We start from the raw sequence: 20,783 nt of genomic DNA on the forward strand, positions 1-20,783 counted from the left end.
GTTCGGCGTCATGGAGCGGATCGGTCTGACGCCGGGGTCGGAGGTCGGCGGGTACACGATCGTCGCGCCGCTGGGCTCCGGCGGCATGGGGACGGTGTACCGGGCGGTGGACGGCGGTGGCACCCGCGTCGCGCTGAAGATGCTGCACCCCCACGTGGGGTCCGACGCCGTCGTGCGGGCGCGGCTCATGCGGGAGGTGGCCGCGCTGCAGCGGCTGCGGCACCCCGCCGTGGCGGCCGTGCTCGACGCCGAGGCGGACTCGACCGAGGCCTTCCTCGTCACCGAGCTGGTGGCCGGCGACACGCTGACCGAGCACGTGCGCGAGCACGGGCCGCTGGGTCCGCGGGACCTGCTGACCCTGGCCGAGGGGCTGCGCTCGGCGCTCGCGGCCGTGCACGCGGCCGGTGTGGTCCACCGCGACCTCAAGCCCTCCAACGTGCTGGTGACCGACGGCGGCCCGGTGCTCATCGACTTCGGCCTGGCGCAGGGCGTCGACGACGACGCCGACCTCACCTCGGCGGGCTTCGTGCTGGGGACGCCCGGGTACCTGGCGCCCGAGCTGCTCGACGGCGGCGAGGCCGGTCCGGCGACGGACCTGTGGGGCTGGGCCGCGTTGCTCGCGTTCGCCGCCACGGGCCGTGACCCGTTCGGTTCGCGGCCGGTCGAGGCGGTGCTGGCACGTGCGCGGTCGGGTGAGGTGGACCTCGAGGGCGTCGGGCCGCTGACGGCGGCGGCGATCGCCGGCGCGCTGCGCCCGGAGCCGGCCGACCGGACGGCCCCGGACGACGTGGTGGCCGCGCTGCGGACCGTCGTCGCCGAGGGTGACCTGCCCGCCGGCGCGGCCGCCGCAGTCGTGCCCGCCGGCGGGCACGGGGCGTTCGGCGGTGCCGCCGTCGCCGCGGCCGTCGCCGGTGCGACGGGGGTGGCGGTCGCCGGCACGGGGACGGACGCGGACGATGCGGCCGACGATGGCGCGGACACCGAGGACGCGGACGGCACCGACGCGGCCGACGACGACGCGGCCGACGACGTCGACGCGGGCGACGTCGCCCCCGACGCCGACGACGACCTCGCCGACGAGGACCTGGACGACGACGACCTCGACGACGACGACCTCGACGACGACGACCTCGCCGACCTCGACGACGACCACGACCTGGAAGCCGACGGCGGCACCGTCGACGCCGACGACGACCTGGACGACGACGACCTGGACGACGACGACCTGGACGACGACCCCGACGACGAGGAGCGGTGGGAGGAGGACGACCTCGCCACGGAGCTCGTGGCGCAGCGGCCGTCGCCGCAGGACACGCTGCGCACGGTGGCCGTCGCCAACGCGGGCGGGGCCGCCGCGACCACCACGGTGCCGCCGGCCACGACGCCGCTGGTCGCGCCCGCCGAGGCGCCGGTGCGGGACGGCCACACCGTGGCAGTGCCGGTGCGCCGTCCCGCGTCCGTGCCGCCCCCGAGGGGGGACGACGAGCCCGACGGCCACGACCTCGAGGACGAGGGCGACGACGGCGTCCAGGACCCGGACGGCGTCGGGTGGCTCGAGGACGACCTCGACCGCTCGGAGGGCCCGGAGGGCGAGGGGTCCGGGTACGCCCGCCCGCCCGCGCGTCGTCGCTGGGGGTCGTTGCTCGCCCTCGGTCTGGTGGTCGCGCTCGCGGGCACCCGCGCGCCGCTGCTCACGCTGGCCGTCGTGCTGGTCCTGGTGGTGGTGGTCCGGACGGTCGGCACGGCCGTCGAGGCGATGCACACCCGGCGCGAGCGCCGCGGGGTGCGGCGCTCCGACGTGCCGGTCGCCCTCATGGGGACGCCCTGGTACCTGCTGCGCGCCGTGCTGGGCGTGCTGCCCGCGGTCCTCGTCGGTGGCGCCGTCGTGGTCATCGTCGCGGGCATCGGGTGGTGGCTGCTGGGGTCGGGGCGCTGGGAGATCGGCGGCTCGCCGCCCGGTGCGGAGCCGCAGGGGCACACGGCGATGCTGGTCGTCGGCGCGCTGGTCGTGCTCGCGGTCGTCCTGCTGTGGTGGGGCCCGCTGTCGCGCATGACGCGCACCGGGGCGCGGCGGACCCTGGCCGTGGTCGCGCCCGGCCCCGTCGGTGCCCTGGTCGTCGTCGTGCTGGCGCTGGTGGGTGCGCTGCTGCTGGCCGACGGTGTGCTCGACGTCCGGCCGATCAGCTGGTGGCCCGTCGACGCCCCGCGCCTGCCCGCCGGCTGAGCCCGGGACCTTTCGCGGGGGTCCGGGCCGGGTACCTGCCTCTACCCTGGGTCGCGTGCACGTGACCTCGGACCTGCGGACGGCCGCCGGCCTGCACGCGCGCGCCCGCGTGACGGGTGCGCTCGGTGCGGCGGTGGCGCTCGCGTCGGTCGTGCTCGGGGTCCACGGGCGGGTGCTGCTGCACCAGTGCGTCACGGCCGACGGCCCTCTCGCGTCGCTCGGCGTCCGGCTCGCGGTCCTGCGCTCGGCGGTGGAGTGCCCCGACGGCACGCTCGGCCTCGGTCCCGCGTCGCACGGCGCGGTCCTGCTGCTCAGCGTCGCGGCGCCCGTCGTGGCGGCGCACCTGCTGCTGACGGCCGCCGGCCTCGGCCTCGGCGTCGTGGCGCGCCGCGGTCTGCGCGCTGCCGCCCGGGTGGCAGCACGCCTGCTGCCGGGTCCCGCGACGGCGGGCCTGCCGGTGCTCGCCGGCCGGGTCGCGGCGGTGCCCCCGGCCCTGCCCGCACGGGTCCGGCACGACCGCCGCCACGACCCCGCACGTCCCCGGCGCGGGCCGCCGGCGCACTGACGCGCCCTCGCCCGCACCCCCGGCCGGGACGTCCCGGCCCCCCGAACCCAGGAGCACCCATGCCCAGCAACGCCCCCCGTCCCACCAAGTCGCAGCGCCGCGACGACGCCCGCGCCAAGGCGCTCGCGATGCGCCAGGAGCAGGAGCGCAAGGCCAGGCGAACCCGCATGATCGCGATCACGGGCCTGGTCGCCGCCGTGCTCGTCCTCGGTGCCGTCATCTTCGCCATCGTCCGCCAGGGCCAGGCGAACGCCGAGGCCTACGCGGACGTCGTGTACGCCGCCGGCACCCAGGACACCGTGGTCCCGGCACCCGAGGACGTCGACGCCCCGGAGGCCGCCGACGCCGCCGGTGGCATCCCGATCAGCGCCGCCGGCGTCGGGGAGGCGGGCGAGGACGACGTCGTCGTCGAGGTGTACTTCGACTTCATGTGCCCGTGGTGCGGGAAGTTCGACCGCGCCAACTCGGGCGAGCTCGACGCGCTGGCCGCCGGCGAGGGCGTCACGGTCGTCTACAAGAACATCGCGTTCCTCGACGGCCAGTCCCAGGGCACGTTCTTCTCGACCCGTGCCGCCAACGCCGCGGCCGTCGTCGCGGCGGAGGACCCGGAGCACTACAGCGACTTCGTGACCGCCGTCTTCGAGGAGGAGCCCCAGGAGGGCACCGCCGGCATCAAGGACAGCCGCCTCGCGGAGATCGCGGTCGAGGTCGGCGTGCCGCAGAAGGTCGCCGACACCTTCACCGAGACGGTCGACGGCACCTACCAGGTCGCGACGTCCGACGACGCGACCGAGGAGCGCGAAGGCACGTGGCGCCGGTACGCGCCGTTCGTCGCCTCGGCCACCCAGCAGGCCGCGACCGACCTCGGCGGGCTCAGCACCCCGACCGTCCTCATCGACGGCAAGAAGTGGGAGGGCGACCTGTACACGCCCGGCCCGCTCACGCAGGCCGTGCTCGAGGCCGTCGCCGCCAAGGGCTGACCGCACGCCACCGGCGCCCGTCCTGCGGGGCGGGCGCCGGTCGCGTCCCGGCCGGTACCCTGGCCGCCTCGCCTCCTTAGCTCAGCTGGCCAGAGCAGCTGTCTTGTAAACAGCAGGTCGTCGGTTCGAATCCGACAGGGGGCTCCACGGGCTCGGGGCGTCACGCCCCGAGCGCCTCGCGCAGGCGTGCGATGTCGTCGGCCTGCGTCTGCGAGGGCGTCTCGACGACGGCGTCGCAGCCGGCCTCCCGCACGACGTGCGCGATCAGCTCGGGCGGGATCGTGCCGTCGGCGAAGCCGGCGTGCCGGTCCCGGCTCGACCCCTGCGGGTCCCGCGACGAGTTGGCGTGCACGAGGTCGATGCGGCCCGTGATCGCGGTCAGGCGCTCGACGATCGTCTCGAGGTCCTCGCCCGCCGCCCAGGCGTGGCAGGTGTCGAGGCACACGCCGACGTCGTAGCCGCCGATCGCGTCCCACAGCATCGCCCAGCGGTCCAGCGTGCGGGCGCACGCGTTCTCCCCGCCCGCGGTGTTCTCCACCAGCACGCGCACCGGGAACGTGGCGCGCTCGAACGTCTTGCGCCAGTTGTCGATGCCCGTGGCGACGTCGTCGCCGTCGCCGACGTGCCCGCCGTGCACCACCAGGCCCCGCGCGCCCAGGTCCGCGGCGGCCGCGGCGTGCTGCGCGACCATGGTGCGGCTCGGGATGCGGATCCGGTTGTTGGTGGACGCGACGTTCACGAGGTACGGCGCGTGGGCGTAGATCCCCAGCCCGGAGGCGACCAGGTCGTCGGCGTCCGGCCGGCGGACCGGCTTCTTCCAGCCCTGGGGGTCGGCGAGGAACACCTGGACCGCGTCCGCGCCGACGCGCTCGGCCTCGACCAGCGGCTCCTCGCCGCGCACGTGCGCCCCGATCAGCACCACGAGAGCCTCCTTCGTGCCGCGCACCGCTCGTGCGCGGCGGTCACAGGGACGGACCGGTCTCCTCCAGCAGACGCAGCGCCGCGCTCACCCGGGGGTTCAGCGACGGCGCGGCGTCGATGCCGAGCGTCGAGTACACCGCGTACACGTGGTTCTGCACCGACTTCTCGGTGATCTTCAGCCGCTCGGCGATGCCCGCGTTCGACAGCCCCTGCGCGAGCAGGCGCAGCACCTCGTACTGCCGGTGCGTCAGCCGTGCGACCGCCGACCCGGCGCGGGGCGACACACGCTCCAGCAGCGCGGGGTCGAGCACCGTCTCCCCGACGGCCGCCGCGCGGACGGCGTGCAGCAGCGCGGACTCGCTGGTGGTGCTCGTCTTCGACAGGTAGCACCAGCCGTGCGCCACGTCCCGCGGCAGGTCCAGCAGCAGCTCCATCGCGTCGTGCGCGGAGAGCAGGAGCACACCCAGGTCGGGCTGCGAGCGGCGCAGCACGACGCCCAGGGCGATGCCGTTGCCGTCGGGCAGGTCGATGTCGAGCACCACGACGTCGGCCGTGCCGGGCGTCAGCACGCGGCGGGCCTCGGTCACGGTGCCGACGGCGGCCACCACCTCGAGGTCGCCCGAGTCCGTGAGCGTGCGCTCGAGCATGGAGCGGAAGAGCGGCTGGTCCTCGACGAGGGCGACGCGCAGGCGGCGTTGGGAGGTCGGCATCATCGTGACCAGTATGGTCACGGCGGGGCCGCCGTGACCGACGACGCGCGACGCGGTCCGCCCGCGGGACCGGAGGGGGGCAGATGGCGGTGGTCCGTGACGTGCCTGCCGGCGTGCGCGAGCAGGACGAGGCGGCCGACCGGGGGACTCTCCTGCGCGGCGCCGGCGTCATCGCCCTGGGGTACGCCGTCGGTGCGTCCGTGCAGAGCGCCTGGATCTACGCGGAGCTCGTGCCGGACTGGGCGGACGTGCAGCTGTGGCGCCGGCTGGCCGCCAACGGCGTCGCCGTGGTCGGGCTCGTCGGGGCGCTCGCCGTGCTGGGGGTGCACCGGGTCCGAGGGCTGCCGACGATCGCGGCACGCCTGGTGATCGCAGCGGCCACCATGGCGTGGCTGCGCACGGTGCTGCAGGTGCTGCTCGGCGTGCACCCGGCCGACGGCGTGCGGTCCCTGAGCGCCGAGCTGGTCACGGGTGCGGTCATCGCGGTGATCGCCGGGTCCGCCGGCGCCTGGGCGATGGTGGCGGGCCGCCGGGCCCGGGCATCGGCGCGGGCCGCCGAGCGAGAGGCGATGAGCGTGGAGCTCGCGCTGCGTGCGCTGGAGGCCGAGGAGATCCGGGTCCGCCGCCAGGTCGCCGAAGGGCTGCACGGCACGGTGCAGCAGCGGCTGCTGCTCGTCGACGCACGGTTGGCGGCCGCTCAGGACGCCGCCTCGCAGAGCGTGCCGTCCGTCGCGGACGAGATCGGGTGGGCGCGCGCCGAGCTGGCGGAGTCCCGCGAGCGCGACGTGCGGCGCGTCAGCCGCCTGCTGTACCCCGAGCGGCTGGAGATGGGTGTCGCGCCGGCGGTGCGCGCGCTGCTCAGCCGCCTGCCGGCGACCATCGCGACCCGCCTGGACGTCGGGGCCGGGCTGCGGGAGGTCGACGACCCCTCGCTCGTCGGGCTCACGATCGCGGAGCGGCTGCTCGCGGTGCGGGTGGTGGAGGAGGCGGTGACCAACGCGCTGAAGAACGGTCCGCCGTCCGCGGTGGAGGTGCGGCTCGACGTCGTGGACCACGAGCTGCTCGTGCGGGTGGAGAACGACGGCGCCCCGTTCGAGCCGCCTGCGGTGCGCGACCCGGTCTCCGGGACGTCGCGCCTGGACCAGCGGCTGCGGCTGGCGGGCGGGCGGCTGGCGGTGTCGCGGCGCGAGCCGACGGGAGCGGTCGTGGAGGCCGCCCTGCCGCTGGGCGTCCTGCCCCCGGACGGCGGCTGATCCGTCCCCCGCGTCCCGGAGCCGGCGGGACCTCACTCCACGGGGGCCAGCTCGGGTCTCTTCGGCACCCGAAGGTTCCCCGACGACGTGCGGCGCAGGCGTCGCGTCGCCCACGGGTACGCGTACTCGCGCAGCCAGCGGGCGTCGGCGCGGGCCTGCACCATGCGCGGCACGGGCGGCAGCGGGGCGAGCGGGTCGTCCCAGTCCTCCCGGTCGGGCGGCAGCCCGAGCGCGACCAGCGCCGCCTGCGAGACGCGGGCGTGCCCGTCGGTGGTGAGGTGGATCCGGTCCTCGGACCACAGGCGCCAGTCCAGCAGGCTGCGCATGCCCCAGGGGTCGACCACGTACGCGCCCTGGCGCCGCGCGATGGACCACACGTGCGCGTTGAACACGCCGGCCCGCATCCGCGTGGCGCGGACCAGGGGGCTCTCGCGGGCGTCGAAGCCCGTGCTCAGCAGCACGTCGACGCCCTGGGCGCGGACGGCCGCGACGGCGCGCTCCAGGTCGGCGGCCACCCGGTCGACGTCCACGGCCGGGCGCAGGATGTCGTTGCCGCCCCCGACGATGCTCACCAGGTCCGGCTCCATGGCGAGCGCCGCGGGCACCTGCTCGGTGAGGATCGGGCGCATGAGGCGGCCACGGACGGCCAGGTTCGCGTACTCGAGCGGCGCGAGCCCGGCGGCGGTGCGGCGCCGCGACAGGTGCGAGGCCAGCAGGTCCGCCCAGCCGCGCAGCGGTGCCTCGGGCCCCGCCGGTGCGTCCCACAGGCCCTCGGTGAACGAGTCGCCGCAGGCGACGTAGCGCGTCCACCGGGGTGCGTCCGCGGGTGGGGTCGGGGGGTGGGGCGTCGTGGGCGGGTCGGACGCGTCGGGTGCGGACGTCATCCCCCCATCATGCGACGGACCGGGCGGCGGGGAGGTCGGATCGGCCTGCGCACCGTCGCGCCCGCTCAGGGCAGCCGCCAGTCCACGGGCTCGGCCCCCTGCTCGCGCAATAACGCGTCGACCGCGGAGAAGGGACGGGACCCGAAGAACCCGCGGGACGCCGACAGCGGGCTCGGGTGCGGGCCGGCGACGACCGGGACGTCACCGAGCGCCGGCCGCAGCTGCTGCGCGTCGCGCCCCCACAGCACCGCCACCAGCGGTCCGCCCCGCTCGACCAGAGCCGCGACCGCGCGGTCGGTGACCTGCTCCCAGCCCTTGCCGCGGTGCGACGCGGGGGCGCCGGGCCGGACGGTGAGGACGCGGTTGAGGAGCATGACGCCGCGGTCCGCCCAGGGGGAGAGGTCGCCGCTGGTGGGCTGCGGCACACCGACGTCCGCCACGAGCTCGCGGAAGACGTTCTGCAGCGAGCGCGGCAGCGGGTGGACGTCCGGCTGCACCGAGAACGACAGGCCCATCGCGTGGCCGGGGGTGGGGTAGGGGTCCTGCCCGACGACCAGCACGCGCACGTCGGCCAGCGGGCGGCGGAACGCGCGCAGCACGTCGTCCCCCGCGGGCAGGTACCCGCGCCCGGCGGCGACCTCCTCGCGCAGGAACAGTCCCGCGGCGCGCAGCGCGGGCTCGACGGGGGCCAGGGCGCGCGCCCAGTCGGGCGCGACGAGGTCGTCCAGAGGTGCCTCCACGGGGTGGCACGCTACCCGCGCGGTCGAATGACACCCGTGTGGTTCGCCGCGTACGATGCCGGGCGGAGCACCGACGGCACGGCGCGACGAGGAGGAGCCATGGACGGCACGGCCACCCACGCGGTCGCGGGCGACCTGCGCGACGACGAGCGCGGCACCGACGGACTCAGCGAGCGGGACCGGCAGGTCCTGGCGTTCGAGCGGCAGTGGTGGAAGTACGCCGGCGCCAAGGAGCAGGCGGTCCGCGAGCTCTTCGACATGTCGGCCACCCGCTACTACCAGCTGCTCAACGCGCTGATCGACGACCCCGCCGCGCTCGCGCACGACCCGATGCTCGTCAAGCGGCTGCGTCGGATGCGCTCGTCCCGTCAGCGGGCGCGTACCGCCCGTCGCCTGGGCGCCGAGGCCTGAGTCGCCCCGGGTGCCCGGTACGTCCCGGAACGGCGCGGGTTCCGGCACGCCCGGCGGCGGGGCGCGCCCGGGCCGGTGTGACGAGCCGTTAGCCTTGCGGCCGTGAGCAAGGCCGACTACCCCTACCCCGAGGACGAGTTCGACGCGATCTCGCCCGACGCGCCGACCGGCGTCCACCGTGCGCCCCGGTCCGCGTGGAGCCGGTGGTGGCCCTTCCTCCTGGTGCTGCTGGTCGTGCCGGTGCTGGCGTACGGCGCCGTCGAGTACCTGTCGCGCACCGGTGACCTGCCGCAGTCCGGCGGCGGCACGGCGCAGGAGCAGCCGGAGGTCCCCGCCGAGGAGGACCCGGCGGCGGGTGAGGGTGCCGGTGACGGCACCGAGGAGCCCGGCGGCGAGGCCGAGCCTCCCGTGGAGGAGACCGCACCCGCACCCGAGCCGGTCCTGACGACGCCCGTGGCGGTGCTCAACGGTGCGCGCGTGTCCGGCCTGGCGGGCCGGGTGGCGGACGAGCTCACCGCGGCGGGCTTCACCGACGTGACACCGGACAACGCGTCCAGCGCGCTGCCGGCGGAGTCCACCGTGTACGTCGCGTCGGAGGAGCTGCGGCCGACGGCCGAGCTCGTCGCGGCCACCATCGACGTCCCGACCGTCGAGGTCGCGCCCGACCGCGCCGGCGGCGGCATCGTCGTCCTGCTCGTCACCGACCCGGACGCCTGAGCCGCCGGGGCCCGAGCCGACCCGGCCGGGCCGTCCCGGGGTCGGTCCGCCCGCCGCACGTCCCTCCTGCGCAGACCCTTTCGAGCGTCGGCCCGCGCGGCTAGGCTCCCTCGCAACCGGGTGCCAGCGGAGCGTCCCGGTCACCAGGACGTCGAGGAGCGCGGCATGGCCCAGGGCACGGTCAAGTGGTTCAACGCGGAGAAGGGGTTCGGGTTCATCACCCCGGAGGGCGGTGGCCAGGACCTCTTCGTCCACTACAGCGCGATCCAGGTCGACGGGTACCGGACCCTCGACGAGGGTCAGGCCGTCGACTTCGAGGTCGGCCAGGGCACCAAGGGCCCGCAGGCCGAGCAGGTGCGCCCCGTCTGACCCGCGGCAGGCGTAGCCGACCCGTTCGGCCGCGTCCGCCGGCGGGGCCTGACGTCGTCGCAGGCCCGGCGCGACGACGTCAGGTCGCGCGGCGACGTCAGGTGCCGCGGCGCGGCACCGGCTCGGTGCTCGCGTGCTCCAGCGCGTCGATCGCCAGCAGGACGCACGCCGCGCTCCACCCCAGCGGCGCGACGGCGGCGGGGCTGCCGTCGGCGAGCACCTTCTCCGGGATGGCGCCCGACGACGTGCGGTGGCGGTCGACGACGTCGAGCCACCGCCGGGCCCCGGCGACGTCGCCCTGCTCGGCCGCCACCCACGCGTACAGGGTGGTCTGCGGCGTCCAGGACACCCCGTCACGACGCCAGGCCCCGCCCGGCGCGAGACCGGCCGCGGGGCGCAGCATCGACGTGACCGAGCCTCGCCAGGCCGCGGCGCCCTCGTGCGGGGCGGTCGACCAGAAGGGCGTGAGGACGAACGCGCTCGCGGCGTCGGGCACGCCCCGCGTCGCGTAGCGGCCGTACCCGGTCGGCCCGAACGCGTCGACCACCGCCTGCCGCGCGCGCCCGGCCCCCGCGGCGGCGTCGGCGGCGGGGCCCGGGCGGCCGGCGGCGTCGAGGACGACCGCGGCCTGCTCCATCCCAGCGACCAGCGGTGCGGCGGTCCCCAGCGTGACCTCGTCCTCGGGGACCTCCCAGTAGTCCGGTGACGCCGGCGGCAGCCCGCCGGCCACGAGGGCGAGCGCGCGCCCGGCCGAGCGCTCCACCAGCGGGGCGAGCCGCTCGGCCGTGGCGGCGCGCCGGTCGCCCGGTACCTCGGCCAGCACGAGCCCGGCCGCCCACATGGCCCAGCCGGTGCCGTCGGTCTGCAGGCCGCGGCCGTCGGGCGGCCCCGACCCGTCGGGCAGGTAGCGCGCCTCGAACGACCCGTCCGCCTCCTGCACGCGCGCCAGGAAGTCGAGGACGTCGAGGGCGTCCTCGACGTGCCCGGTGCGGGCCAGCGCCACCGCCACGAACGACGAGTCGCGCGGCCACACGTACCGCCACTTCTCCGACCAGCCGGCCACGACCACGCCCTCGCCCACGGTCAACGAGTGCAGGTCCAGCAACGCCGCGCGGGCCAGCTCCTCGTACGGGCCGCCCGTACCGGGGACGTCACCCGTCGCCAGCCAGGTGCGTTGCGCACCGGCGGCGTCCGTGGCGGCGCGGGGGCCCAGGGCGGCGACGGTGGTCGGCGTCGCACCCAGGGCCCCGGCCAGGACGGCGGCGGCCGGGTCCGGGACGCGGGTGCCGGGCAGGAAGACGGCGAGGGCGTCGGCGGGGACCTCCGCCCGGGCGCCGCCCGGCAGCACCGAGACCGCCTGCTGGTAGAGGGCGATCCGGGCGTGGGCCGTGGTGGCGGTCACGTCGACCGCGGTGCGGCCCACCCCCGCGCCGACCCCGCCCACGGCCCCCGATCCGGTGGCGTCCAGGCGGGTCGCGTCCGTCGGCGCCGGCGGTCGCGCGGCCGAGGGCGCGCCCGTGCTCGCGGCGGCGCCGAGCAGCGCCCCGGCCAGCACGAGCACCGCGCGGGCGCGCAGGCGCCGGGCGCGGCTCACGACGACGGCGTCGGGCACACCGAAACACTAGGGCTTCGCCCAGGGCGGATGTCCAGGTCCCCCCAGCTGCTTGCACTCGGAGGGGTCGAGTGCTAACCATGGAGTTAGCACTCTCCAGGTGAGAGTGACAGAATCACAACCGGCCGTCAGGTGAGGGTCGTCGTGGGCGTGACGTGAGCGCCCGTGACGGTCCGTCCGTCGCGGGCACCGACCGGCCACCCACGAACCGGAAGAAGGATCACAGCCCCATGGCCAAGATCATCGCCTTCGACGAGGAGGCCCGGCGGAGCATGGAGCGCGGGCTCAACGTGCTCGCCGACACCGTCAAGGTCACCCTGGGCCCGAAGGGCCGCAACGTCGTGCTCGACAAGAAGTGGGGCGCGCCGACGATCACCAACGACGGCGTCTCCATCGCCAAGGAGATCGAGCTCGAGGAGCCGTTCGAGAAGATCGGCGCCGAGCTCGTCAAGGAGGTCGCGAAGAAGACGGACGACGTCGCCGGTGACGGCACGACGACCGCGACCGTCCTGGCCCAGGCCCTGGTGCGCGAGGGTCTGCGCAACGTGGCCGCCGGTGCCAACCCGATCGCCCTGAAGAAGGGCATCGAGAAGGCCGTCGAGGCCGTCACGACGCAGCTCCTGGCCCAGGCCAAGGAGATCGAGACGAAGGAGGAGATCGCCGCCACGGCCGCCATCTCCGCCGGCGACCCCGCGATCGGCGAGCTCATCGCCGAGGCCCTCGACAAGGTGGGCAAGGAGGGCGTCATCACCGTCGAGGAGTCGAACGCCCTCGGCCTGGAGCTCGAGCTCACGGAGGGCATGCGCTTCGACAAGGGCTTCCTGTCGGCGTACTTCGTGACCGACCCGGAGCGCCAGGAGGCGGTCCTCGAGGACGCGTACGTCCTGCTCGTCGAGTCCAAGGTCTCGAACGTCAAGGACCTGCTGCCGCTGCTGGAGAAGGTCATCCAGTCCGGCAAGCCGCTGCTCATCGTGGCCGAGGACGTCGAGTCCGAGGCGCTGGCGACGCTCGTCGTCAACCGCATCCGCGGCATCTTCAAGTCCATCGCCGTCAAGGCGCCGGGCTTCGGCGACCGCCGCAAGGCGATGCTGCAGGACATGGCCGTCCTCACCGGTGGCCAGGTCGTGTCCGAGACCGTCGGCCTCAAGCTGGACCAGGTCGGCCTCGAGGTCCTCGGCACCGCGCGCAAGGTCGTCGTGACCAAGGACGAGACCACGATCGTCGAGGGTGGCGGCGACGCGACCCAGATCGCCGGTCGCGTCAACCAGATCCGCGCCGAGATCGAGAACTCGGACTCGGACTACGACCGCGAGAAGCTCCAGGAGCGCCTCGCCAAGCTCGCCGGCGGCGTGGCCGTCATCAAGGCGGGCGCGGCCACCGAGGTCGAGCTCAAGGAGCGCAAGCACCGCATCGAGGACGCCGTGCGCAACGCCAAGGCGGCCGTCGAGGAGGGCATCGTCGCCGGTGGTGGCGTCGCGCTCATCCAGGCCGGCAAGGTCGCGTTCGAGAAGCTCGAGCTCGAGGGTGACGAGGCGACCGGTGCCAACATCGTGAAGTACGCGATCGAGGCCCCGCTCAAGCAGATCGCCATCAACGCCGGTCTCGAGGGTGGCGTCGTCGCCGAGCGCGTGCGCAACCTCCCCGCCGGCCAGGGCCTCAACGCCGCGACCGGCGTGTACGAGGACCTGCTCGCCGCGGGCGTCAACGACCCGGTGAAGGTCACGCGCTCCGCGCTGCAGAACGCGGCGTCGATCGCGGCCCTGTTCCTCACCACGGAGGCCGTCGTGGCCGACAAGCCGGAGAAGTCGGCCCCGGCCGGCCCCGGCGGTGGCGAGGACTTCGGCGGCGGTTTCTGACGCGGCTGAGCACCACCTGAACGGTCCGACGGCCGGTCACCCCGCTGGGGTGGCCGGCCGTCGGCGTTCCTGCCCGGTGCGCTCAGCGCTCCCCGGGTGCGTGCGGCGCGGCCGGGGGCTCCCACGGCGACGCGCCGGGGGCCGGCGGGACCGGGCCGGCGGGGGAGGGGTCGTAGGGGGACGCCGGGGGTGTCGGGGCGCCGTAGGCCGGGGCGGCCGGGGTGGTGGCGCCGTACGCCGGGGCAGGGGCGCCGTAGCCGGTGCCGTAGCCGCCGCCGTAGCCGTACGGCGCGGCGCCGGGGTAGCCGGCCGTGCCGTCGCCGGGCATCTCGCCGGTGGCCAGCGCGAGCTGGGCCTCGGCCTCGCGCAGCCGCCGCTCCACCGGCCACTCCGTGAACGCGAACATGATGATGAAGACCACGTTCGCCAGCGGCACCAGCATGAGCAGCCCGTGCCAGATCGTCCACCCCGCCTTGCGGGCGACCCGCATGTACAGGTAGATGCCGAACAGCAGGACGGCGACGTACAGGGCGCCCACGAGGACGATCCCCACCACCTCCCCGGCACCGGGGCCCGTGTCGTAGGTCGAGTAGTCGTACGTGCCGGTGTGCATGGATGCTCCTTCTCGGGCCTGTGGGCGCGGGAAGGCTACCGCCCGGCCGGGCCGGACGGCTGCCGCCGTCCGGGGCGTCGGACCGGGGGCGGTCTCAGCGCGGCGTCTGCCGGTACGACGACAGGAAGTTGCCCATGCGCTCGACCGCCTCGGCCAGCACGCGGGCCTCGGGGAGCGTCACGATGCGCAGGTGGTCCGGGGTGGGCCAGTTGAACCCCGTGCCCTGGACCAGCAGGATCTGCTCGCTGACGAGCAGGTCGTAGACCAGCTGGGCGTCGTCGACGATGCCGAAGACCTCGGGGTCGAGGCGCGGGAACAGGTACAGGGCGCCGTCGGGCTTGGTGCACGAGACGCCGGGGATGGCGTTCAGCCCCTCCCACGCGACCTGCCGCTGCTCGTGCAGCCGGCCGCCGGGCGCGATGAGCGCGTCGATCGACTGGACGCCGCCGAGCGCCGCCTGGATCGCGTGCTGCGCGGGCACGTTGGGGCACAGCCGGGTCGACGCGAGCAGCGTCATGCCCTCGAGGAACCCCTTGGCGTGCGCCTGCGGCCCGGTGACGACGACCCACCCGGCGCGGTAGCCCGCCACCCGGTACGTCTTCGACAGCCCGTTGAACGTCAGGCACAGCAGGTCCGGTGCGACGCTCGCCATCGGGATGTGCTGCGCGCCGTCGTAGAGGATCCGGTCGTAGATCTCGTCGGCGAGGACGAGCAGGCTGTGCTCGCGGGCGATGTCCGCGATCTGCTCGAGCACCTCGCGGCGGTACACCGCACCGGTCGGGTTGTTCGGGTTGATGACGACGATCGCCTTGGTGCGCGGCGTGATCTGCTCGCGGATGTGCTCGACGTCCGGCTCCCAGCCGTTCGACTCGTCGCAGCGGTAGTGCACGGGCTGGCCGTCGGACAGGCTCGTCATGGCCGTCCACAGCGGGTAGTCGGGGGACGGGATGAGCACCTCGTCGCCCTCGTCGAGCAGCGCCTGCAGCGTCATGGTGATGAGCTCGGAGACGCCGTTGCCGAGGTACACGTCGTCGACGTCGAACGTGGGGAAGCCCGGCACCGTCTCGTAGCGGGTGACGATCGCGCGCCGCGCCGGCAGGATGCCGCGGGACTCGGTGTACCCGTGCGCGTACGGGACGGCCGCGATGACGTCGGCGACGATCTGGTGGGGTGCGTCGAACCCGAACGCCGCCGGGTTGCCGGTGTTCAGCTTGAGGACGCGGCGGCCCTCGGCCTCCATGCGTGCTGCCTCGTCCAGTGCCTTGCCGCGGATCTCGTAGAGGACACCCTTGAGCTTGGCGGACTGGTCGAGGGGGCGCAGCGTCATGCCCTGCAGCGTAAACCCGGCCGCTGGGTGCGCGGAGCGGCCACCTGGGGGGAGGTGGCCTGGTCGGGCGGGCGCCCGCGGGCCGGCGGGTGGGTCCGGTCAGCCGCCGTGGTGCGCGACCTCGGGCCGGTCCGTGTCCCACGCCCGCGGGCGGCCCGGCGCCGCGTTGTGCCGACGGGCGTCGTGGGCCGTGCTGCGCGACCGCGGGGGGACGACCGACGACACGACCCCCACGGCGGCCGTCAGCGCGCCCGCGAGGTGCGCGTCGGTCGCCGGCCCGCCGACCGTGCGGACCATGGTGCCCTCACCCTCCAGCTGCAGCGCACCCGGCAGGTCGAGGCGGGCGCCCAGCAGCAGCAGGGTGTCCAGGTGACGTCCCCCGTCGGCGAGCAGCGGGTCGAGCGCCGGCGCCGGCTCCAGCACGACCGTCTCCGCCAGGAGCGGCTGCGCCGCCCGCCGCGCCCGCACGGTGGTCCGCACCCGGCCCGCCCGCTCCCCGGGGCGGCCCAGCACGAGGGTCTCGCGCAGCACCACCCGGGCGCCCGGCGCGAGGTCGACGTGGGTGAGCCGCAGGACGTCGGCACCGTCGGCGACGAGGAAGGGCAGGCTCGGCCACAGCAGGACGGCGTCGGCGCCGAGGCGCACGTCGACCATCCAGGTGGCCCGGCCGCCGGCCATGTCGTGCGCCGCCGCACCGGTGAGCTCCACGAGCTCGAGGGACCTGCCGGGTGCCACGTCCACCGCGATGCGGACGTCGCCCCCGGCGCCGAGCGGTCCGGCGGGGCCGAGGAGCGCCACGCGGACGCGGCCGTGCTCGTCGGGGAGCCGGCGTGCGCGGGCGACGTCGCCGTCGAGCTCGACGTCGCCGTCACCGGTGACGACGACGCGGGTGCGCGTCGCCCCGGCGTCGGGGTGCGTGCGTGTCGTGGCCTGCAGGACGTCCACCCCCGGGTGCCGGTGCCGCCGCCTCCGGGCGTCGGGCTCGCGCCATGGTCACCGAGGGCCCGGGGTCCCGCCATCGCAGGGGCGGCACCGGTGCGCAGGCCGCACGCCCCGGGGTACGGCGGCCCGCAGCGGTGGGGTGGTGCGCTCAGGCCGCCCCGAGCGCCGGGCGCCCGCGGGTCGCCGCGCGCCGTGCGAGCGTCACCACCTCGGCGAGGTCACCCGCGTGCGCGCGCGTGCCGACCGCCCGCACCAGGGTGCCCGGGCGGCCCAGCTGCAGGACGTCGCGCCCGGGGACGTCGTCGGCACCGGGCAGGTCGTCGCCGTCCAGCCGGGCACCCAGCACCGTGACCGTGTCGAGGCACCGGTTGCCGCCCAGCACCGCCGGGTCGGCCCACGCCGCCGGGTCCACCACCAGCGTCTCGACCAGCAGCGGCCGGTCCGCCAGGTGCGCGCGGGTCGTGGTCGTCAGGTGACCGCCGACCTCGCCCGTGCGGCCCAGCACGACGGTCTCGCGGAGCACCGCGCCCGCCCGCTCCGCCAGGTCGACCGTCACCGTCCGGTGCACGTGGGCACCCGTCGCGACGACGAACGGCAGCGCGTCCCACACCAGCAGACCCCCGGCGCCGACGCGCACGTCGACCGCCCACGTCGCCGACCCGCCCTGCATGTCGTAGGCGACGGTGCCGGTGACCTCGACGACCTCGAGCGCGAGGTCGTCGCCGACGTCGACCGTGACCCGCACGTCGTCACCGGCCAGCAGCAGCGCCTCGGTGGCGACCAGGGCGACACGGACCGTGCGGTCCTCGTCGGGCAGCCGGCGGCAGGCGAGCAGCCCCCCGGCCGTGTCGACGCGCACCCGACCGTCGGCCGCGCGCGCGACGGCCACCCGCGTGCCGCCGTCCCGGCCGGTGCCTCGCGCCCTTGCAGCCGTCATGCCCAGCGTCCCCGTGCCCGGCGTCCCCGTGCCCGCGCCGCTCAGCGGACGGCGTGCTCGTGGCCGTGGTCGTGGCCGTGGTCGTGGTCGTGGCTGTGGACCGTGACGTGGCCGTCCTCGTCCGCGTGGCTGTGCGGGGCCATCGGGCCGGGGTCCACGGGCGTGTGCCGGCCCTCGCGGACCGCCGCCGTCATGCGGCGCACCCAGTCCGTGAGCGCGTCGACCGACGCCGGGTCGTGGCGGGACAGGCCGATCACGGGCCCGCCCTCGCGGGCCGCCGACGCGTCCCGCAGCATGCGCGCGACGTCGACGTCCACGTACGGCGCGAGGTCCGTCTTGTTGACCACCAGCAGGTCGGCGCGCGCGATGCCCGGCCCGCCCTTGCGCGCCACGTCGCCGCCGCCGGCCACGTCGAGCACGAAGATCTGCGCGTCCACGAGCGCGGGGGAGAACGTCGCGGTGAGGTTGTCGCCGCCGGACTCGACGAGCACGAGGTCGAGCGGACCGTGGTCGGCCTCGAGGTCCTCGACGGCGATGAGGTTGGGCGTGACGTCGTCGCGGATCGCGGTGTGCGGGCAGGCGCCGGTCTCGACCGCGCGGATGCGGTCGATCTCCAGCACGCCCGCCGCGCGCAGGATCTGCGCGTCCTCGTCGGTGTAGATGTCGTTGGTGACGACGCCCATCTCGATCTCGTCGGCGAGCTCGCGGCACAGCAGCGCGATCAGGGACGTCTTGCCGGTGCCGACGGGCCCCGCGACGCCCAGCCGGAACGCGCGGGCCGGGGTGGTGGTGACGGGCTCAGCCATGGAACAGCCTCCGGGTGGTGCGGGCGTGGGCCTGCGCCCACGCGTCGGTCATCGGTGCCCCGGCCGACGGGATGTCGTCCGGGTCGGTCAGGTGGGCGACGCCGCGGGCCATGTCGGCGACGTCGGGGTGCAGGTCGAGCACCCAGCGGGTCGTCGTCGCGGGGTCCAGCGGGGCGAGCTTGAGCGCGGCCGACGCGATGGTCTGCACGTCGTCGTACCCGACGAGCAGCGCCACCTGCAGCGCGTCGAGGCCGGTCACGGCGCCGATCGCGCCCGCGACGAGCGGGCGCGGGGGAGCGGTGCGCGGCACGAACGCACCCGCCAGGGCGTCCGGCCACAGGGCGAGCGCGAGCCGCAGGTACCCGCGGCCGAGCCGCCGTGCGGCGTCCCGCACCGCCGGGCTCGGCGTGCGCGCGGCCCACGCGTCCTCGACCGGCCGCAGGTCGCCACGGTCGAGCCACACGTGACGCGCGACGACCGCCGCCCCCGCCTCGGTCGCGGTCACGGTCCGCAGCCGCGTGCGCGCCAGCGCGGGGACGCGGGTGACGTCCTCGGCGCCGGCCCGCCCTCTCATCCTCGCCGAGGGGTCGTTCGAGCCCGGGGCGGGATCGACCTCTCGCGGGTGGGTGGTGGTGAGGAGGCCCGCCTGCACGGCGGGCTCGAGACCGGCCGAGTGGGCGTGGGCGCCCGTCGGCAGGCGGGCGTCCGCGAGCATCGCGAGCACCAGGAGCGCCGCCGGGCCCGTGGCCGGGTCGACCTCTCGCGCCGGGGGTGGCGGTGCGTGCGGGCGCGAGGGCGCCGGCCCGGGCGGGGTGGCGGGGGGTGTGCTCACGACGGGTCCGGTCAGAACATCGAGTAGAGCTGGGCCAGCGGCAGGACGTCGGCGGGCGCGGGCTCGACGACGTCGCCGTCGACGCGGATCGTGAACGTCTCCGGGTCGACCTCGATGCGGGGCAGGACGTCGTTGTTCACCATCTGCGCCTTGCCGACGTCACGCGTCGGGCGGATCGCCTCGAGGTGGCGGCGCAGGCCCAGCCGGTCCGCGAGCCCGTCCTCGAGGGCGGCGGGCGCGACGAACGACACCGACACGTCCGCGCCCGTCGCGTCCGCGAAGGACGGACGCATGAGCACCGGCTGCGGCGTGGGGATCGACGCGTTCGGGTCGCCCAGCGCCGCCCAGGCGATCGACCCGCCCTTGACGACGACGTCGGGCCGGACGCCGAAGAACCGCGGGTCCCACAGCACGAGGTCCGCCATCTTGCCGACCTCGACGGACCCGACGACGTGGTCGATGCCGTGCGCGACGGCCGGGTTGATCGTGTACTTCGCGACGTACCGGCGGGCGCGCTCGTTGTCCGCGGGCAGCGCCGAGGACAGCGGGCCGCGGCGGTGCTTCATGACGTGCGCGACCTGCCACGTGCGGGTGATCACCTCGCCGATGCGGCCCATCGCCTGCGCGTCCGACGACGTGATCGACAGCGCGCCCATGTCGTGCAGGACGTCCTCCGCGGCGATCGTCGTGGCGCGGATGCGGGACTCGGCGAACGCGAGGTCCTCCGGCACGGCCGGGTTGAGGTGGTGGCAGACCATGAGCATGTCGAGGTGCTCGGCCACGGTGTTGACGGTGTGGGGGAGCGTCGGGTTGGTCGACCCCGGGATGACGTGGGGCAGCGACGCGACCGTGAGGATGTCGGGGGCGTGCCCGCCGCCGGCGCCCTCGGCGTGGAACGCGTGGATCGACCGGCCCGCGATCGCGCCGATCGTCGACTCGACGAACCCGGCCTCGTTGAGCGAGTCCGAGTGCAGCGCGACCTGCAGGCCCCAGTCGTCGGCGGCACGCAGCGCGGCGTCGATCGCGGCGGGTGTGGACCCCCAGTCCTCGTGGACCTTGTACCCGCCGGCGCCCGCCAGGGCCTGCTCGGCGAGGCCCTCGGCGCTGACGGTGTTGCCCTTGCCCAGCAGCAGCAGGTTGACCGGCGTGGTGTCGAGCGCGCGGTGCAGCGCCCGCAGGTGCCACGCGCCGGGCGTCACGGTGGTCGCCTTGGACCCCTCCGACGGCCCGGTCCCGCCGCCCGCGAGCGTCGTCAGGCCCGTCGCCAGGGCCTCGTGCACCTGCGACGGGGACAGGAAGTGCACGTGCACGTCGATGCCGCCCGCGGTGACGATGCGCCCCTCGCCGCTGATGACGTCGGTCGACGGGCCGATGCGCAGGTCCGGGTGCACGCCGTCGGCGACGTCCGGGTTGCCCGCGCGCCCCAGCGCCACGATGCGCCCGTCGCGGATGCCGACGTCGGCCTTGACCACACCCCACCAGTCGAGGACGAGGGCGTTGGTGATCACGGTGTCGGGCGCACCCTCGGCGCGGGTCGTCGACCCCTGCGCCATGGACTCGCGGATCGACTTGCCGCCGCCGAAGACGGCCTCCTCGCCGCCGACCGTCAGGTCGTCCTCGACCTCGATCCACAGGTCGGTGTCGCCCAGGCGCACCTGGTCGCCGGTCGTCGGGCCGTACAGCGCCGCGTAGCGGGCGCGGGGGATCGCGACCATCTAGAGCGCACCCCCGTCCGTCTTGCCGCGCTGCAGCCCCGGCACGCGCCGCGCCCCGCGGATCGCCACGGCGTCGACGGTCCGCGACGCGCCCGGCTCGAACCGCTGCGACGTCCCGGACGGGACGTCCAGCCGGTACCCGTGGGCGGCCGCACGGTCGAACGCGAGTGCGGCGTTCGCGTCCGGCAGGTGCAGGTGCGAGCCGATCTGCACGGGTCGGTCACCGGTGTTCTCGACGACGAGGGTGAGGCGCTCGTGCTCCGCTCGGTCGCCGTTGAGCACCACGGTGCCCTCGCGGGTGCGCACCGCACCGGGGCCGTCGCCGGACGTGCCTGCCATGTGTGTCCTCCGGGGTGGGTGCGCGTGGTC

At 75.7% G+C, this 20,783-nt stretch carries 21 protein-coding genes and 1 tRNA gene; 9 read left to right on the forward strand and 13 right to left on the reverse strand.

What is annotated here, in order from left to right; translation table 11 throughout:
• Window positions 1–10 precede the first annotated feature (10 nt).
• From BMZ16_RS19770 to BMZ16_RS11375, 4 genes are all read left to right on the forward strand, one after another.
• Window positions 11–2,224, forward strand: a complete 2,214-nt coding sequence (locus BMZ16_RS19770) for a serine/threonine-protein kinase (protein WP_255366576.1) — start codon at window positions 11–13, stop codon at window positions 2,222–2,224.
• Between the two features lie 55 nt (window positions 2,225–2,279).
• Window positions 2,280–2,789 (forward strand): hypothetical protein, encoded by a 510-nt coding sequence (locus tag BMZ16_RS11365; protein ID WP_089800519.1) that lies wholly within the window; start codon window positions 2,280–2,282, stop codon window positions 2,787–2,789.
• A 59-nt stretch (window positions 2,790–2,848) separates the two neighbouring features.
• On the forward strand, window positions 2,849–3,769 hold the full coding sequence (locus BMZ16_RS11370) for a DsbA family protein (protein ID WP_089800521.1): 921 nt from the start codon (window positions 2,849–2,851) through the stop codon (window positions 3,767–3,769).
• A 70-nt stretch (window positions 3,770–3,839) separates the two neighbouring features.
• Window positions 3,840–3,916, forward strand: a tRNA-Thr gene (locus tag BMZ16_RS11375).
• A 13-nt stretch (window positions 3,917–3,929) separates the two neighbouring features.
• On the opposite strand, the gene BMZ16_RS11380 is transcribed toward BMZ16_RS11375, so the two are convergent.
• Window positions 3,930–4,691 (reverse strand): deoxyribonuclease IV, encoded by a 762-nt coding sequence (locus BMZ16_RS11380; RefSeq protein WP_218143351.1) that lies wholly within the window; start codon window positions 4,689–4,691, stop codon window positions 3,930–3,932.
• Between the two features lie 40 nt (window positions 4,692–4,731).
• On the reverse strand, window positions 4,732–5,403 hold the full coding sequence (locus BMZ16_RS11385) for a response regulator (protein WP_089800523.1): 672 nt from the start codon (window positions 5,401–5,403) through the stop codon (window positions 4,732–4,734).
• 80 nt (window positions 5,404–5,483) lie between these two features.
• Here BMZ16_RS11385 and BMZ16_RS11390 point away from each other — a divergent pair, with 80 nt between their 5' ends.
• On the forward strand, window positions 5,484–6,653 hold the full coding sequence (locus BMZ16_RS11390; protein ID WP_089800525.1) for a sensor histidine kinase: 1,170 nt from the start codon (window positions 5,484–5,486) through the stop codon (window positions 6,651–6,653).
• Window positions 6,654–6,685: 32 nt separating this feature from the next.
• Here the strand turns inward: BMZ16_RS11390 and BMZ16_RS11395 are convergent, their stop codons facing one another.
• The gene (locus BMZ16_RS11395) at window positions 6,686–7,537 is read right to left on the reverse strand and encodes an SGNH/GDSL hydrolase family protein (protein WP_089800527.1); all 852 of its coding nucleotides are present in this window, start codon (window positions 7,535–7,537) and stop codon (window positions 6,686–6,688) included.
• A gap of 65 nt (window positions 7,538–7,602) precedes the next feature.
• A complete protein-coding gene (locus BMZ16_RS11400; protein ID WP_089800529.1) occupies window positions 7,603–8,277 on the reverse strand; it encodes a uracil-DNA glycosylase in 675 nt (224 codons plus the stop codon).
• Window positions 8,278–8,376: 99 nt separating this feature from the next.
• On the opposite strand from BMZ16_RS11400, the gene BMZ16_RS11405 reads away from it, so the two are divergent.
• From BMZ16_RS11405 to BMZ16_RS11415, 3 genes are all read left to right on the forward strand, one after another.
• The gene (locus BMZ16_RS11405) at window positions 8,377–8,688 is read left to right on the forward strand and encodes a DUF3263 domain-containing protein (RefSeq protein WP_089800531.1); all 312 of its coding nucleotides are present in this window, start codon (window positions 8,377–8,379) and stop codon (window positions 8,686–8,688) included.
• 102 nt (window positions 8,689–8,790) lie between these two features.
• Window positions 8,791–9,405, forward strand: coding sequence for a LytR C-terminal domain-containing protein (locus BMZ16_RS11410; RefSeq protein WP_089800533.1), 615 nt, complete (start codon window positions 8,791–8,793; stop codon window positions 9,403–9,405).
• Window positions 9,406–9,570: 165 nt separating this feature from the next.
• On the forward strand, window positions 9,571–9,774 hold the full coding sequence (locus BMZ16_RS11415; RefSeq protein WP_089800535.1) for a cold-shock protein: 204 nt from the start codon (window positions 9,571–9,573) through the stop codon (window positions 9,772–9,774).
• A 97-nt stretch (window positions 9,775–9,871) separates the two neighbouring features.
• Here BMZ16_RS11415 and BMZ16_RS11420 read toward each other — a convergent pair whose 3' ends face one another.
• Entirely contained in the window at window positions 9,872–11,386 is a 1,515-nt protein-coding gene (locus tag BMZ16_RS11420; RefSeq protein WP_089800537.1) for a glycoside hydrolase family 15 protein, read from the reverse strand.
• A 230-nt stretch (window positions 11,387–11,616) separates the two neighbouring features.
• Here BMZ16_RS11420 and groL point away from each other — a divergent pair, with 230 nt between their 5' ends.
• Window positions 11,617–13,242: a chaperonin GroEL gene (gene groL / locus BMZ16_RS11425; RefSeq protein WP_089800539.1), complete on the forward strand. Its 1,626-nt coding sequence runs from the start codon at window positions 11,617–11,619 to the stop codon at window positions 13,240–13,242.
• 82 nt (window positions 13,243–13,324) lie between these two features.
• Here groL and BMZ16_RS11430 read toward each other — a convergent pair whose 3' ends face one another.
• From BMZ16_RS11430 to ureB, 8 genes are all read right to left on the reverse strand, one after another.
• Window positions 13,325–13,855 carry a hypothetical protein gene (locus tag BMZ16_RS11430; RefSeq protein ID WP_089800541.1) on the reverse strand — a complete coding sequence of 177 codons (531 nt, stop codon included), beginning with the start codon at window positions 13,853–13,855 and terminating at the stop codon, window positions 13,325–13,327.
• A gap of 94 nt (window positions 13,856–13,949) precedes the next feature.
• Entirely contained in the window at window positions 13,950–15,182 is a 1,233-nt protein-coding gene (locus BMZ16_RS11435; protein ID WP_089800543.1) for a pyridoxal phosphate-dependent aminotransferase, read from the reverse strand.
• A 99-nt stretch (window positions 15,183–15,281) separates the two neighbouring features.
• A complete protein-coding gene (locus BMZ16_RS11440) occupies window positions 15,282–16,127 on the reverse strand; it encodes an urease accessory protein UreD (protein ID WP_089800544.1) in 846 nt (281 codons plus the stop codon).
• A gap of 145 nt (window positions 16,128–16,272) precedes the next feature.
• On the reverse strand, window positions 16,273–17,061 hold the full coding sequence (locus BMZ16_RS11445) for an urease accessory protein UreD (protein WP_089800546.1): 789 nt from the start codon (window positions 17,059–17,061) through the stop codon (window positions 16,273–16,275).
• A gap of 41 nt (window positions 17,062–17,102) precedes the next feature.
• Window positions 17,103–17,867 carry an urease accessory protein UreG gene (gene ureG / locus BMZ16_RS11450; protein WP_089800548.1) on the reverse strand — a complete coding sequence of 255 codons (765 nt, stop codon included), beginning with the start codon at window positions 17,865–17,867 and terminating at the stop codon, window positions 17,103–17,105.
• Window positions 17,860–18,699, reverse strand: coding sequence for an urease accessory protein UreF (locus BMZ16_RS11455; protein ID WP_255366577.1), 840 nt, complete (start codon window positions 18,697–18,699; stop codon window positions 17,860–17,862). The genes ureG and BMZ16_RS11455 overlap by 8 nt, the downstream gene beginning before the upstream one ends.
• A gap of 11 nt (window positions 18,700–18,710) precedes the next feature.
• Window positions 18,711–20,414: an urease subunit alpha gene (locus BMZ16_RS11460; protein ID WP_255366578.1), complete on the reverse strand. Its 1,704-nt coding sequence runs from the start codon at window positions 20,412–20,414 to the stop codon at window positions 18,711–18,713.
• Window positions 20,415–20,753, reverse strand: a complete 339-nt coding sequence (gene ureB, locus BMZ16_RS19775) for an urease subunit beta (RefSeq protein WP_255366579.1) — start codon at window positions 20,751–20,753, stop codon at window positions 20,415–20,417.
• Window positions 20,754–20,783: the final 30 nt, after the last annotated feature.

This window comes from Cellulomonas sp. KH9 (genome assembly GCF_900114185.1).
Taxonomy (GTDB): domain Bacteria; phylum Actinomycetota; class Actinomycetes; order Actinomycetales; family Cellulomonadaceae; genus Cellulomonas.